This is a genomic window from Lactiplantibacillus paraplantarum (assembly GCF_003641145.1).
Classification (GTDB): domain Bacteria; phylum Bacillota; class Bacilli; order Lactobacillales; family Lactobacillaceae; genus Lactiplantibacillus; species Lactiplantibacillus paraplantarum.
Genome location: NZ_CP032744.1, coordinates 148,493 through 162,620, shown reverse-complemented (window position 1 = coordinate 162,620; position 14,128 = coordinate 148,493). Strand labels below are relative to the sequence as shown.

Genomic DNA, 14,128 nt, shown 5'->3' with positions numbered 1-14,128 from the left:
CTGCGCTCAGTTACGGTCAGACCGCAATCAAGTCTTCTCAGTTATTTAGTTGTGACCGTGTTGGCAACCTTAACAGCTTGACCATTGAGTTCGATAGTCAGTGGGTCCCCACTAACCAGTTCAACGGTCGTTCCTTGCTGATCAACATCTACTTTAATCAATCGACCACGGAAGTTAACGTGGAATTGATAGTGTGACCAGGCCTTAGGCACAAATGGCGCAAAGGCTAAGGTATCATCCTTCACCCGCATGCCGGCAAAGCCTTGAACGATTGCAAGCCACGACCCCGTCATCGACGTGATGTGTAGGCCATCGACCGTATCATTATTATAATTATCAAGGTCAAGCCGGGCCGTGCGTTCATACATTTCCACGGCCTTGTCCTCATAATGTAAGTCCGCTGCTAGAATGGCATGGACGGCTGGTGAAAGACTGGATTCATGGACGGTCAACGGTTCATAGAAGTCAAAATTACGTTTCTTCTGTTCCGCCGTAAATTTATCCATGAAGTAATAAATTCCTTGTAAGACATCCGCCTGCTTAATATATGGTGACCGTAGAATATGATCCCATGACCAGTGTTGATTAATCGGCCGTTGATCGGCAGGAATGCTTGTAACCGGCTGAACATCCTTATCCAGGAAACCATCTTGTTGCACGAAGATTCCTAGCTGATCATCATGTGGGAAGTACATCCGATCAACAATATCTTGCCACTTAGCAAGCTCGTTATCTGTAATCTGAAGGTCCGCGCGTTTAGTGGCATCAACTTTTTTCAAGCTAGCCAACGTGTATTCTAACGTCCAGCGCGCCATAAAATTCGTGTACCAATTGTTATTCACGTTGTTTTCATACTCGTTAGGACCGGTGACACCGTGAATCATGTACTGCTGATTCCGTTCTGAGAAGTGAACCCGATCAGCCCAGAAACGTGAAATCCCCGTCAAAACATCGATCCCTTTAGTCTTCAAGTAGGTCTCATCGCCGGTATAACGCGTGTAATTAAAGATGGCATACGCAATTGACCCGTTCCGATGAATCTCTTCGAATGTAATTTCCCATTCGTTATGGCATTCGATCCCGTTGAAGGTCACCATTGGGTATAAGGCGCCGGCTAAGCCTTGCATTTTAGCATTATGGAAGGCCCCAGCAAGCTGATTATAACGGTATTCCAGTAAATTCTCCGTTACTTCTGGTTTCGCCAATGAGAGATAGAATGGTACCCCGAACGCTTCGGTATCCCAATACGTTGCACCACCATACTTTTCACCAGTAAAGCCTTTTGGCCCCAGATTCAAGCGCTTGTCTTCACCATAGTAGGTTGAGAATAGCTGAAATAAGTTGAAGCGAATGCCTTGTTGTGCCGCATCGTCACCATCAATTAAGACATCCGATAACTGCCACCGTTGGGCCCAGCCATCAATATGAGCCTGCCGCAAGTCTTCATATGACTGCGCACTGACCTTCTCACTCAGTTCAGCCAAACCAGCCCGCATGGCCGCCATGTCCGTATAATCCCGTGAAGTCACCACGAGAACCCGCTTTTCAAAGTTTTTAGTCTCGTCCGGTGCTAACGTTCCCCGGAAGATATTCGTGACCGCCTTTTCAGTTTCCGGTGCATTAACGCCCCGAAAAGCCGTTGCATGTAGCATTTGCATGCCCAGTGTAAAGCGTGGGGTTCCGAAATCATTGGGCTTGGTCTCTGCAAACATACTGCCACCAGTAATCGCATGGCTCTTGTCTAGCACTTGCCAGAATTGTTCATCGTAGTTTGCATCTTCATTGAAGACGTCCGCATCAATTTGAGAAATAAAACTAATTTGGACCGGGTCCGCACTCAAGTTATGCACACTGTAGTGAACATCAAATAATTCTTTTTGTGCCACACTGACAAACCGATCAATCATAAACCGAACGCGCTTTTCACCCTTAGTAATAACAAATGAACGCCGTAAGATCCCCGTATGCATATCAAGATCCAATGTAAAGTCACTGACCGTATCCTTAGCCAAGTCAACCTGATCACCATCAATCGTCATATTGACTTTGATGAAGTTAACTGAATTGATCACTTTACCAAAATAATCTGGGTAACCATTCTTCCACCAGCCAACTCGGGTCTTATCGGGATACCAAACGCCACCAATGTAAATTCCTTTCAGTGTGTCGTTAGAATAGTGTTCTTCAAACATCCCACGCATGCCCATATAACCGTTACCGATGCTGGTCATACTTTCTTGTAATCGCTTATCCGTTGGTACGAGTTCATGACTAATGACGTGCCACGGATCTACTTCAAAAATACGTTTCATGGTTGTTGCTCCTCCGTAGTTCGAAATTACCGAATAACATCCTTAGTTTCAGGGTCAAAGAAGTGCGCTTTCGTCATTTCAAAAGCAACTTCTACGTTTTCGCCCGGATTATGATAATCACGTGCATCAACTTGCGCCGTAAACTTGGACTTACCAGCCGTGCAGTAAAGCATGCTTTCAGCACCTAAGAATTCAGATACCATGACCTTGGTCTTGACGATTGAATCTGGCATAGCTTCGAGTGCAATTTGTTCAGCGTGAATATCTTCTGGCCGAATCCCGACAATCATCTTTTGCTGATCATAGCCTTGCGCTTTCAAAGCCTTTAATTGGCCTTCTGGAACCGCAACATCTAGACCTTCACCGTCCGTTACACGACCATCATGCAAAGTCGCATTAAAGAAGTTCATTGATGGTGATCCCATGAAACCAGCAACAAATTGATTGACTGGTTCGTTATACAATTCGTGTGGTGTCCCAACTTGCATAATCTTACCATCATTCATAATCACGATCCGGTCAGCCATCGTCATCGCTTCAATTTGATCATGGGTAACATAAATCATATTGGTCTTCAAACGTTGATGCATCTGGGCAATTGTCGTTCGCATATCAACACGCAATTTAGCATCCAAGTTAGACAATGGTTCATCCAATAAGAACGTCCCCGCATCCCGAACAATTGCCCGGCCTAGGGCTACCCGTTGCCGTTGACCACCAGATAAATTGGCTGGTTTCCGTTGCAGATAATCCGTTAACCCTAACTGTTCAGCGGCATTATCAACACGCTTCTTGATTTCAGTGTTACTGTAAGTTTTCCGTATCTTTAATCCAAAGGCCATGTTGTCAAAGACTGACATGTTAGGATATAGTGCATAAGTTTGGAAAACCATGGCAATATCACGATTCTTTGGTTCTACGTCATTCATGACCTGTCCATTCATCTTGAAGTCACCTTCAGTGATGTCCTCCAAGCCAGCAATCATTCGTAATGTTGTTGATTTACCACAGCCAGATGGGCCAATGAAGAAGATGAACTCACCATCTTTAATATCAAGATTCATATCAGTAACAGAATATTTATCGTTACCTTCATATTTTTTATAAATGTGATCGAGATTCATTTCAACCATCGAAATCCACTCCCTTGTTTTCTCACTTCTAAGCTACTACGCGTGCAACCGCCCGCAAACGGTTGCTTTTTTATCGATTAGTCTAAGCTACCAATCAATCAGTTAGATTGGTCAGCAATTGAGGTTAATGCCGTATCCGTAACGTACTTGACGATAATTGGTTGGCCATTAACAGTTATTTTATTGTCTTTCACTGTAACAACTGCGTCATTTAGCATGTTCTGATAACTGCTATCGCCTAACTGCGTCGTTACCGTTGCAACCTGGCCCTTTAACGGGATCCAAGCAGTTAGAGCTTGACCATCAGCACGGTAGGTTACTTTAATAATGCCATCCTCAACGACGGTCACTTGATAATCAGCAGCCCGCATAATTGTTTGCTGTTTAATTACCACTAACTTCTGAATTAATGACGTGACATCACCATGACGATCATGAATCATGGTGTCCCGATCGAATAAGGATGGTTGGTGTGTTGCCAGAAATTCTTGGCCGTTATAAATCAATGGAATACCACGTTGCATGAAGATCCAGGTTAAATTATTAACGGCTTCCGCTTCGCTATGCATTAAGCTCATCATTCGCGCATTATCATGATTTTCCAAAAAACGCATCTTCACGTAATTTCCAGGGAAAGTGGCATCTTGCCGTTGCAACAAGTCAACATAACGGTCAACCGTACTTCGACCTTGCCAGTAATCCTTGAAATCACCAAAAACATCGTAATCATATGTCATATCAAATGCTTGATAAAGTTCACTATCCGATAGTCCCGTATAACCCTGTGACCGGAGTTCTTGAATAAAGCCACTTCCAGCCGACTCTGCTAGCCATAACGTTCCAGGATACTTCGCATTAACTTGTTGCCGTGCTTCCAACCAGAAATCTAGTGGAACTAATGGCGCAACGTCACAACGATAACCATCAACGAATTGGCTCCAATATAACAACGTGTCAATCTGATACTGCCACAATTCATGGTGCCCGTAGTCTAAATCTTTGACATCGCTCCAGTTACCAACTTTATTCATCAGCTGACCATCCGCATCATGATAAAACCACTCTGGATGCTCAGTTGCTAGAACTGAATCGGGTGAAGTATGATTGTAGACAATATCTAACATTACTTTCATACCCAATTCATGTGCTTTATTCGTTAATGCTTTAAAATCGGCTAGTGTCCCATATTCCGGGTTAATCCCCCGGTAGTCCTTGATTGCATATGGCGAACCAAGTACTCCCTTACGATTAACTTCACCAATCGGATTGATCGGCAGTAACCACAAAATATCGGTCCCTAAATTCTTAATTCGTTGTAAGTCAGCAGTTACGCCAGCAAAATTACCAGCCTCAGAGTAATTCCGAACAAAGACTGAGTAAATCATTTTGTTACGTAATTGCGTTTGCGTATCGCGTGCCATTAATCTTCCTCATTTCTATGCTTACTAATTGATCTAGAGCAACATGGTTTGATCAACTTCTGGATCCTTGAATTTTGTTTTCAGATATACCCATAACACAACGAATGCCAAGCTTAATGACTGCACCGTCAGCTCAATGGTGACATCAAAGTGAATTAAGCCAATCACCATCGCCAACAGACTACCAATGCCCATCATCATTAATGTTAAGTTAACCCCTTCGCGGAAATTACGGATATGTGTAATCTTATTATGCCGTGACAAGAATAAGAAGAAGGCCGCGCCATTCACAAGAATTAGGTTGACCCCAACAATAATCAATCCAAGTGCCATGAGCATAAATAACCCGATCATCACTTTATTACTCTGGTACCAGGAGTTAACAAGAAAAGCGTGGGCATCCGTCTTCAAATCATGTCCTGGAACGTATTTTGCCTTAAATTCACTACCGACTGATTTCACCTGAAACGTACTTGTATGCAAGTTAATGACGTTTTGCCGTCCTGCCATATCTTCAGCTGTGAGGTCAAAACCAGCGACATTCTCTTTGGTTTTAATAATGACTTGATGTTTAACATCCTTGAACTGCTGATCATGATAATTCGCGGCTTTCATAGCCGTTTGCATCTGATTGCTAGCCATCATCTTATCAATATGTGGTAAGAATGGTGATAAGTTAAAATTCGTTTGATGATTATAATAAAACGGAATTGGCATCACCATGACCGCCGTCAAAAAGATAAATATCACGATAATTTGCAACCAGTTGAACTGGTCTCGGTTGGCAAACATTCTTCGAGGTGAGAAGAGGCTACCAAAAAACCGGACCGGAAAGGCGGTTGTTTTGTTTTTCGTACGCTGCATCTAATTTCACCCCTACTAAAATTTGTTTTAGCCCTTGCTCCCACCAGCAAGTAATCCTGAAACGAAGAACCGTTGGAGATAGAAGAACAAGGCTGCAATTGGTAACGCCACTAAAATCGCCCCAGCTGAGAAGAGCACCACTTGTTGATTTTGCGCGTTATTAATAAATGTTTGTAGTCCCACGGCAACCGTGTAATGTGATTCAGACGTCAATAAGAACTTCGCCATCAGGTAATCTTGAACCGGTGACATGAAGGCCCACAATGCTTGAACCGCAATCATTGGTTTAACTAGTGGTAACACAATTGACCAGAAAATCTTAAAGTTACCAGCACCATCTAACTTAGCTGATTCATCCAAATCATATGGAACGTTATCAAAGTATCCTTTCATCAGCCAAGTGTTTTGTGGAATCCCACCACCAATGTAAATTGCCGTCAAGAACCAGTAATGGTCCAAAGCATTCAACATGTTAGCTAAGACATAGTAAGCAGTCAAAGCAGCCATGGTTGGAACCATTTGAATGACAATGAAAAACGTCAGACTGAATTTCTTCCCTGCAAAGCGGTAACGACTATAGACATAACCGGCTAGCGTGACAACAATCACTTGAATCACCATACATGAAACGGAAATAATCATGGTATTCAGATACCAGCTACCATAAAGAGTTTGCGTAAATAAATTCTTAAAGTTAACCAACGTCCACTTGCCACCAAAATCAAGGACGAAGGCTTGCACGTTAGCATCCTTAAACGCCGTGATGAATGTGATCAAAACGGGATAAATAATAATAATGCCGAGAATGACCATATACAGATACGTAAAGAATTCTTTCCAGAAACGGTGCCGACGCGCGCTATTTTGCTTTGAATTGGCATTCTTAGGTGCCACTGCTTGTGCATTATCCATAACACTAGTCCCCCATTTCAAACGCGTGGGTCTTCTTGAAGACAATCAATGAGATCCCAATAACTAAGACGGAAATAATCAACGTAACGGCCGCGGCCAATGAATACTGTGGTGACGTCCCCGTTGTTAACTTGTAGATCCATGAGATCAGGATATCCGTCCCACCGGCGTTAGCACCGACATCACCAGGGCCACCTTGGTTAAACAGATAGATCATCGAGAAGTTATTGAAGTTAAACGTATACTGCGTCACAAAGATTGGCGCTGCGATAGCAAAAATCGTTGGCAACGTAATCTTGTTGAACTTTTGCATCACTGTCGCACCATCTAGCGTGGCAGCTTCGTATAAATCTTCTGGAATGGCTTGTAGAATCCCAGTAATCATAACGTAGATATATGGGAACCCTAACCAGCCTTGAATCATAATAATAGCAACTTTGGTCCAGAACGTATCTGTCATCCAGTGGATTGGCGCAATGTGGGCAAATGGGACTAAAGTATTCCATAGACCGATCACTTGCACGTTAATCGCACCAGCAGAATCGTTAAAAATATTTGAAAAGCTCATAATGGAAACAAACGCTGGAATTGCCCAAGGGAGTAGGAAAATCACCCCAAAGAAACGTTTACCTTTGATAAAGTTTTGGTTGGCAATCACGGCTGTGGCAATCCCAATAATAATCTGTAACGTGGTCGCACATACCGTCCAAATAACGGTCCAACCAAAGACAGCGTTAAAGGTTGCCCGATAACTACTCAGGAAGAACATTGACGTAAAGTTCTTGAACCCAATCCAGTCCAGTAACATAGCCGGTGGAATATGGGCAAAATCATAGTTGGTAAAGGCCATCAGTAATGTAACTAGTACCGGGAATACAATCGTAAAAATCATTAAGATATAGGCCGGTGTGGTTAATAAATAAGCAAAACCACCATCCACTAGACTAGCTCCCAATTCTTTAAACGTATGGGAAACCTTTTTACCATTATTAATTAATTGTGCAACGTGTTTAGCATCGTAAAGGTTCGCAATATAAAACACGATGAAAACGATCGTCAATAGAATCTGCAATGTCCCATAAATCATCATGAACAAAGAGTTGTCTTCCATTGAGACAGAACCCAATGTGACTAAGTTAGCAAATGCACTGAAACCACCAAAAATGAATTCAGCAACAAACGCTAATAGAATAACGATGAAGCCGACACCTTTAATGGTCTGACCATTATACAGCTGACCTAGCCCGGGAATAATTGACAGGCGTTGCGCTTTTTTTGCATCTTTTTCTTGCATGTCGCCCGCACCCCTTTCCTAAATAAATTCTGAATTTAGTCCATTTTTTCTTTTAAAAAGGCTGAGACAAAACGAATTTTGTTTCAGCCCCCTTAAATTACAATTTTAATTACTTATCATACTTTTGTGAGATATTAGTTAAGATCGTCTTTTGTGCTTTATTAGCAGCTTGCTTTGGTGTCATCTTGCCACTAGCAGCGTTGGTAACCATTGTTTGTGCTGGTGTCCAAACTTCTGACATCTGTGGTAAGTTAATCAAAGGAACATCCTTATCGTATTGCTTTGAAACGGCCGTAGCCATGTCATCACCAGTACTTACAGCTTCCTTACGAGCAGCCGTATTTGCTGGGATTTCGCTAGCAGACTTGTACAACTTGTTTTGGTTAGTCTTGTTTGAGATGAAGTCTAACCAAGCTTGTGCAGCCGTCTTGTGCTTAGAGTAGTTTGAGATTGCCCAAGCTTTACCACCGGCAAATGCTTGATAATCCTTACCGTTGTTTAACTTAGGTAAGACAGCAACACCATAATCGATGTTAGATTTTTTATAAGTAGCCGCCATCCAAGGACCATCGATAACAGCAGCCGTCTTGTTAGACGTAAATTGTGACGTTACAAAGTTTTCGTTTGACGTTACATTTTGCATCCCACTTGGCCAGTACTTCGTAAACCACTTGGTCATGTAAGTTAAACCTTCGACGGCACCGGAATTATTCAAGCCCATCTTCTTAGCATTTGTGTTATCATCAGCAAAGACATAACCACCATAGCCTTTGATAACCCCAAAGGAGTTGTAGAAGTTAGTCCATTGTGTCAAGAAAGCAACTGACTTCGTCTTGTCATTAGCATAAGCATACTTCTTGTCAGAAGCTAACTTTTCGAGTTCTTTGAAGTTCTTAGGTGCAGTCTTAATCAACTTCTTGTTGTAGTACAAAACATCAGATTCAATCGTTACAGGTGCAGCATAAATCTTGTTCTTGTAAGTAACAGATTTCTTCCCCGTTGCGTTGTAACGACCACTTGTCAACTTAACCGTTGATAATTGTCCCTGTGAGGCCATTTGACCCACCCGGTCGTATGGTGCCATTAAGACATCAGGACCTTTGCCTGAAGGGCCATCTAACTTCAAAGCATCGTCTTCATCAAGCATTGCCTTGTATGAAACCTTAACTTTGACGTTGTACTTCTTTTCAAACTTTGGAATCACCGACTTCATATACGACTTATATGAAGGATCCGCCGAAACCTTTAACGTCTTATCCATCTTTGAACTACTAGATGAAGATTTACTATTACCACAACCTACGAGCGTGAGTGCTAAACCAGTGGCTAGGACACCCATCCCCAACTTTTTCCAAGTACTCATAGTGCTTCCTCCTTGCGAAGTATCTTAATTCATTTACCATAATTTATTATGCAACTATGCAAACGCTTTCGCAAGCGTTTTCGTAATGTTAACGTTAACAGAATAATGCTAAAAATAAATCCTAACGTTTTCAAACGTTAGGATTTATTCGTATATCGGCCTTTATACCAATTAATATAAAGATTGATAAGTTAATTAAATTACATCACATTTTTTATGCATACCAATTTTAGGATAAATTTGCACTAGCATTGATTATGCCGATTTAACCACTATACTGCCCCAAGCTGGCAAAGTAACTAGTCGCTGCTCACACATTGCACGTCCCTGTGTGAGCAACACTTCACCACCTACAAATGGTAACGGATAAGTTTGTGTCTGTGCGCTTAAATTGCAGACAACCGCAGCCCGCTCGTTACCATCATCAATGAGGTAAGTAAACAACTGTTCAGTACTTCCCAACATAATAAACTGTCCGTTAGTGAAGAGTCCACGCTGTTTTAACCTTAATAGTTGCTGATAATAGTGATAGATGCTATCGGGATCAGCTATTTCTGCTTGAGCGTTCATGCCATCGGTCTCACCATGCTTCCATGGTAAGTGATCAGAAAAACCATGATAAGCCGTATTATCCCACTGCATTGGTCCCCGTCCTGCCATTTTATGTGTCCGATTCAACATCATCATGATTTCAGCCATCGATTTGCCAGCAGCTTTTGCGCTGGTAACAAAGGTCGGTACCGTCTGATCTTCAAAATCATCAACATTTTGGTAACGAATATTCGTTAATCCTAGTTCTTCACCATAATAAATAATTGGAATTCCACGTTGCAAATACAAGGCTGTCGCCAGTGCTTTAGCGCTTTCTTGTGGATAGTCAGGATCGCCATAACGAGTCGCTACCCGCGCCATATCATGATTATTCCAATAAAGCGTGGGGAGGCTGGTGTCTGCTAGTGCCGCTTGAATACCGACCGTGTTTTGCTTATAAACCGTCACATCCATCGGCCGGGGCTGAAACATATCAGAAAAGCTTGGGTCATCCTGAGTATTATCATCCGCAAAAGTCCTGAACGTAATCACCTGATCACACTCATCCGTTCCTGGCTTCGTATAATCAACCATCAAATGTGGATCCGCGGATGATGCTTCGCCAACCACATAAGTCTCGGGATGTTTGGCCTTAATGGCAGCCACAAAATCATGCAAGTACTGATGAACTTTTGGCAAATGCGCATAAAACATATCGCTAATAATCGGGGTCGCCTCACCACCCTTGCTTGGATAGGTTTGGCGAAAATCGGCCTTAGCAAGATGAATAAAGGCATCCAAACGAAGACCGTCAATCCCTTTTTCAACCCAAAACTCAGCGACATCACGCATCGCTTGTTGAACCGCTGGATTTTTCCAATTAAGGTCCGGCATACGTTTATCAAACAAATGAAAATAGTATTGTGGCCCACCCGCTGGATCTTTCGTCCAGACGCTACCACCAAAAAACGACCCCCAATTATTGGGTCGCCCACCATCAGCTGCGGGATCTTGCCATAAATAGTAGTCTCGATACTTGCTCTGCGGATCGGCTACTGCTTGCTTAAACCACGGATGCTGGTCTGAGGTATGGTTTAACACAAAATCAAAAATAAGATACATGCCATGCTCATGAACCGTCTCAATCAGCGCTTCAACATCTGCCATGGTTCCTAGACTAGGATCAACCTGATAATAATCAGAAACATCGTACCCATTATCAACCTGGGGGGACCGATAAATCGGATTTAGCCATAACGTTGTAATACCTAGTTGTTTCAAATAAGGGACCTTTGCCGTAATACCCGGAATATCCCCGATACCATCATGATTACTATCATTAAAGCTTTTAGGATAAATTTGATAAATTGTTTGCTGATCATACCAATGCTTGCTCATCTGTTTAAACTCCTCTTAACGGGTCGATTCGGCAACCGACAACCGTGAATTAATGATTATTTTTGCTTGATCATGTGGTTTTAAAAGACTACTAGAATTAGTGATGTTGGCTAACAATAACCGTGCAGCAGCACGCCCCATCGCTTCAAGCGGTTGCTTCATAGTCGTCAAACGTTTGGCCGCAATCTGATTTAATAACACCCCATCAAAACCAATAACGCCATATTCTGTAGGAACTTGACGGCCTTGATTGATAATTGCTGTCTCAACACCAATTGCCAGCCGATCACTCGCGCAAATAAACGCCGTATTCCGTGGAAACCCAGACCAATGAGCCTTCACGTATGCCGTTGCAACGTGCGAATGATTGGCTAAACGAATAATTTGAGCACTAATATGGTGCGCCGTAACATATTCTCGAAAACCCCGCTCACGATCCAACTCAAAGGGCTCCGCAACTGCAATTCCAATAAAAACCAGGTGCGTATATCCCAATTCTGCTGCATAGTGCGTACTTTCATGAATCGCCTGATAATTATTCGTATCGACATAGTCGTAGCCCTGACGATTACTACCAACAAAGACCACCGGCTGATTTAAGCGCTCAACCCACGCATAGTCAGTCTGACGAATGCCAGTTAAAATGTACCCATCACATTCACCAACCTCATAGCTATTTCGAGTGGCAATTTGTAAGGCGTATTGATGCTGATTTAATTCATTCGCAATGCCTGCAAGTAGCATCATGTAATAAGGTTCCGTAGTGTCCATATCTTCAAAAATCGTTAGTTTGACAACCCGGGTTCGGCGTCCTACTAGCGCCCGCGCCGCCGCATTAGGATGATAATTCAATTGTGTCATGACGTTTAAAATCATCTCTCGTAACTCAGGGCGCACCTGCTCTGGATGATTAATGACCCGTGAAACAGTCATTTTTGACACATTGGCTTTTTTTGCGACATCGTTTAGCGTTACCATACTCAAAAGTGCCCCCTATTAAGCAGTAATATACTGACTACTGTAAAGATTTAATTTGGTGAACTGAGTGACGTTTAACAATTTGATGCGGCACAATCACAGCTGTCGATAGCTCATCAGCTGGATGATCAGCCATCGCAATCTTGGCAGCTTCTTCACCCAAACGTTGTGGAAAGACTGCAATCGATGTCAACATGGGATGCGCCAAATCAGAAAAAATCGAATTATTAAAACCAATTAGTGAGAATTGTTTTACTTTCCAGTCCGGATCATTATGAAGAACCTGTTGCAGTTTCAGTGCCAGCATATCGTCGACGGCCACGAATCCAGTAACATCGGGATACTGCTCAAAAAACTTATGTAGTGTTTTTACACCCGCTGCATGAGTTTCAAACCGTTCTTCCAGCATAATATTTGGTAAGTGATTTTGCATCATCACACGTTGATAACCAAGCATCCGGTCACTTTGAACCATCCGTGACAAATCAGAATATAAAAAACCAATCCGGCGATGACCATGGTCAATTAAATATTGGGCCGCATCCGTACCAGCTTGAATATTATCATTATCAACATACGATGTTTTATTGACTTCTTGATAAGGCTTACCAATCACAACGTATTGAACGTCAAATTGTTTCAACCGTTCAACTACCGGATCATCCTTTTCAGAATACAGTAAAATGAAAGTTCTAATATGTCCCTGTGCAATCATGACATCAATATTATGCACCAGCTCGTCACTTGAAATACCCGTGGCTAATGTCGTCATTGACCCATTTTTACTGCATACTTCATTGATACCCCGGATCATCTCTAAGAAAAATGGGTTAGAAAAGATCTCGTGATGATCCACAGGTAGTACCACCCCGATTGTATTGCTAGCCTTAGTTGCTAGGTTCTGCGCATTAAAGTCTGGCGCATAGTTTAATTCTCGCGCCGCTTTAATGACCTTATCACGTGTTGGTTTACTAATAATCTTACTACCATGCATTGCACGTGATGCTGTAGAAGGTGAAACACCCGCACGCTGGGCAACATCCTTGATAGTTGCCATCATGATCCCCCCGATCTATTTGAATCTATCCTACTAAATATAAAACGTTTTCATCTTCATTGCAAGCGATTGCATAAATTTGCATTATTTTATTAATTATACCCTATGACAAAACAACTGTGGCTAATAAAATAACCACAGCTGTTAAAAAACTATCCAATTATCGTTTCCAATCCGGCCGCTAAAATCCCGCCTAGTAATGGTCCAAACATCGGCACCCAAGCATAACTCCAATTAGCAGTACCTTTATTGGGAACTGGGAGTATCGTATAGGCTAACCGTGGGGCCCAATCTCGTGCTGGATTGATCGCAAAACCAGTCGTTCCACCCAAAGTTTGTCCTACAACTACAATGAGCAGCCCCACCATCAAGGGTTTTAATCCTTGAGTAAAATTACCTAAATTCAACAACACAAAGATAAAGAAGAAGGTCGCAATCGTTTCACTCAGAAAGTTAAATACAGGATTACTAATGGCCGGCCCAGTCGCAAAAATACCGACTTGATTGCCATCTGCTGATGTTTTGGCTGCTTGAAAGTGTGGATAATACTGAATAATAATGATAATGGCACCGACGAAAGCACCAAAGAATTGTCCCAATAAATACGGTACAACGTTGGTCACTGGTAAATAACCAAATAGCGCGAAACCAACTGTTACCGCTGGATTCAAATGACCATCTGAACCAAATTGGCCAGCAACATACACACCAAATGTGACCGCTAGTCCCCACGCCAAACAGATAAACGTCCAATTTTGATGCCGTGCATAATTACCTTTCAAATTCATGGCGGCACCACTACCAACACCAAACACAATTAAAACCATGGTGCCTAAAAACTCACCTAAAAAGCCGTGCATGCTTA

General features: G+C 42.4%; 11 protein-coding genes. All 11 read right to left on the bottom strand.

Annotated elements, in window-relative coordinates; all coding sequences use genetic code 11:
* Nucleotides 1–41 precede the first annotated feature (41 nt).
* The 11 genes from LP667_RS00740 to LP667_RS00690 all read right to left on the bottom strand — a co-directional run bounded on the left by LP667_RS00740 (nt 42) and on the right by LP667_RS00690 (nt 14,123).
* Nucleotides 42–2,312 carry a glycoside hydrolase family 65 protein gene (locus LP667_RS00740; protein ID WP_021730469.1) on the bottom strand — a complete coding sequence of 757 codons (2,271 nt, stop codon included), beginning with the start codon at nt 2,310–2,312 and terminating at the stop codon, nt 42–44.
* Nucleotides 2,313–2,338: 26 nt separating this feature from the next.
* Nucleotides 2,339–3,445 carry an ABC transporter ATP-binding protein gene (locus LP667_RS00735; RefSeq protein WP_021730468.1) on the bottom strand — a complete coding sequence of 369 codons (1,107 nt, stop codon included), beginning with the start codon at nt 3,443–3,445 and terminating at the stop codon, nt 2,339–2,341.
* Nucleotides 3,446–3,543: 98 nt separating this feature from the next.
* Nucleotides 3,544–4,866 carry an alpha-amylase family glycosyl hydrolase gene (locus tag LP667_RS00730; protein WP_021730467.1) on the bottom strand — a complete coding sequence of 441 codons (1,323 nt, stop codon included), beginning with the start codon at nt 4,864–4,866 and terminating at the stop codon, nt 3,544–3,546.
* Between the two features lie 33 nt (nt 4,867–4,899).
* The gene (locus LP667_RS00725; protein WP_021730466.1) at nt 4,900–5,730 is read right to left on the bottom strand and encodes a DUF1189 domain-containing protein; all 831 of its coding nucleotides are present in this window, start codon (nt 5,728–5,730) and stop codon (nt 4,900–4,902) included.
* Between the two features lie 27 nt (nt 5,731–5,757).
* A complete protein-coding gene (locus LP667_RS00720) occupies nt 5,758–6,642 on the bottom strand; it encodes a sugar ABC transporter permease (RefSeq protein WP_003641772.1) in 885 nt (294 codons plus the stop codon).
* A 4-nt stretch (nt 6,643–6,646) separates the two neighbouring features.
* Nucleotides 6,647–7,936, bottom strand: coding sequence for a carbohydrate ABC transporter permease (locus LP667_RS00715; RefSeq protein WP_021730465.1), 1,290 nt, complete (start codon nt 7,934–7,936; stop codon nt 6,647–6,649).
* Nucleotides 7,937–8,045: 109 nt separating this feature from the next.
* Nucleotides 8,046–9,299, bottom strand: coding sequence for an extracellular solute-binding protein (locus LP667_RS00710; protein ID WP_021730464.1), 1,254 nt, complete (start codon nt 9,297–9,299; stop codon nt 8,046–8,048).
* Between the two features lie 255 nt (nt 9,300–9,554).
* Nucleotides 9,555–11,228: an alpha-glucosidase gene (locus LP667_RS00705; RefSeq protein ID WP_021730463.1), complete on the bottom strand. Its 1,674-nt coding sequence runs from the start codon at nt 11,226–11,228 to the stop codon at nt 9,555–9,557.
* Nucleotides 11,229–11,243: 15 nt separating this feature from the next.
* On the bottom strand, nt 11,244–12,206 hold the full coding sequence (locus tag LP667_RS00700; RefSeq protein WP_021730462.1) for a LacI family DNA-binding transcriptional regulator: 963 nt from the start codon (nt 12,204–12,206) through the stop codon (nt 11,244–11,246).
* Nucleotides 12,207–12,243: 37 nt separating this feature from the next.
* Nucleotides 12,244–13,263 (bottom strand): LacI family DNA-binding transcriptional regulator, encoded by a 1,020-nt coding sequence (locus LP667_RS00695; RefSeq protein ID WP_021730461.1) that lies wholly within the window; start codon nt 13,261–13,263, stop codon nt 12,244–12,246.
* Between the two features lie 152 nt (nt 13,264–13,415).
* On the bottom strand, nt 13,416–14,123 hold the full coding sequence (locus LP667_RS00690; RefSeq protein WP_021730460.1) for an MIP/aquaporin family protein: 708 nt from the start codon (nt 14,121–14,123) through the stop codon (nt 13,416–13,418).
* Nucleotides 14,124–14,128 lie beyond the last annotated feature (5 nt).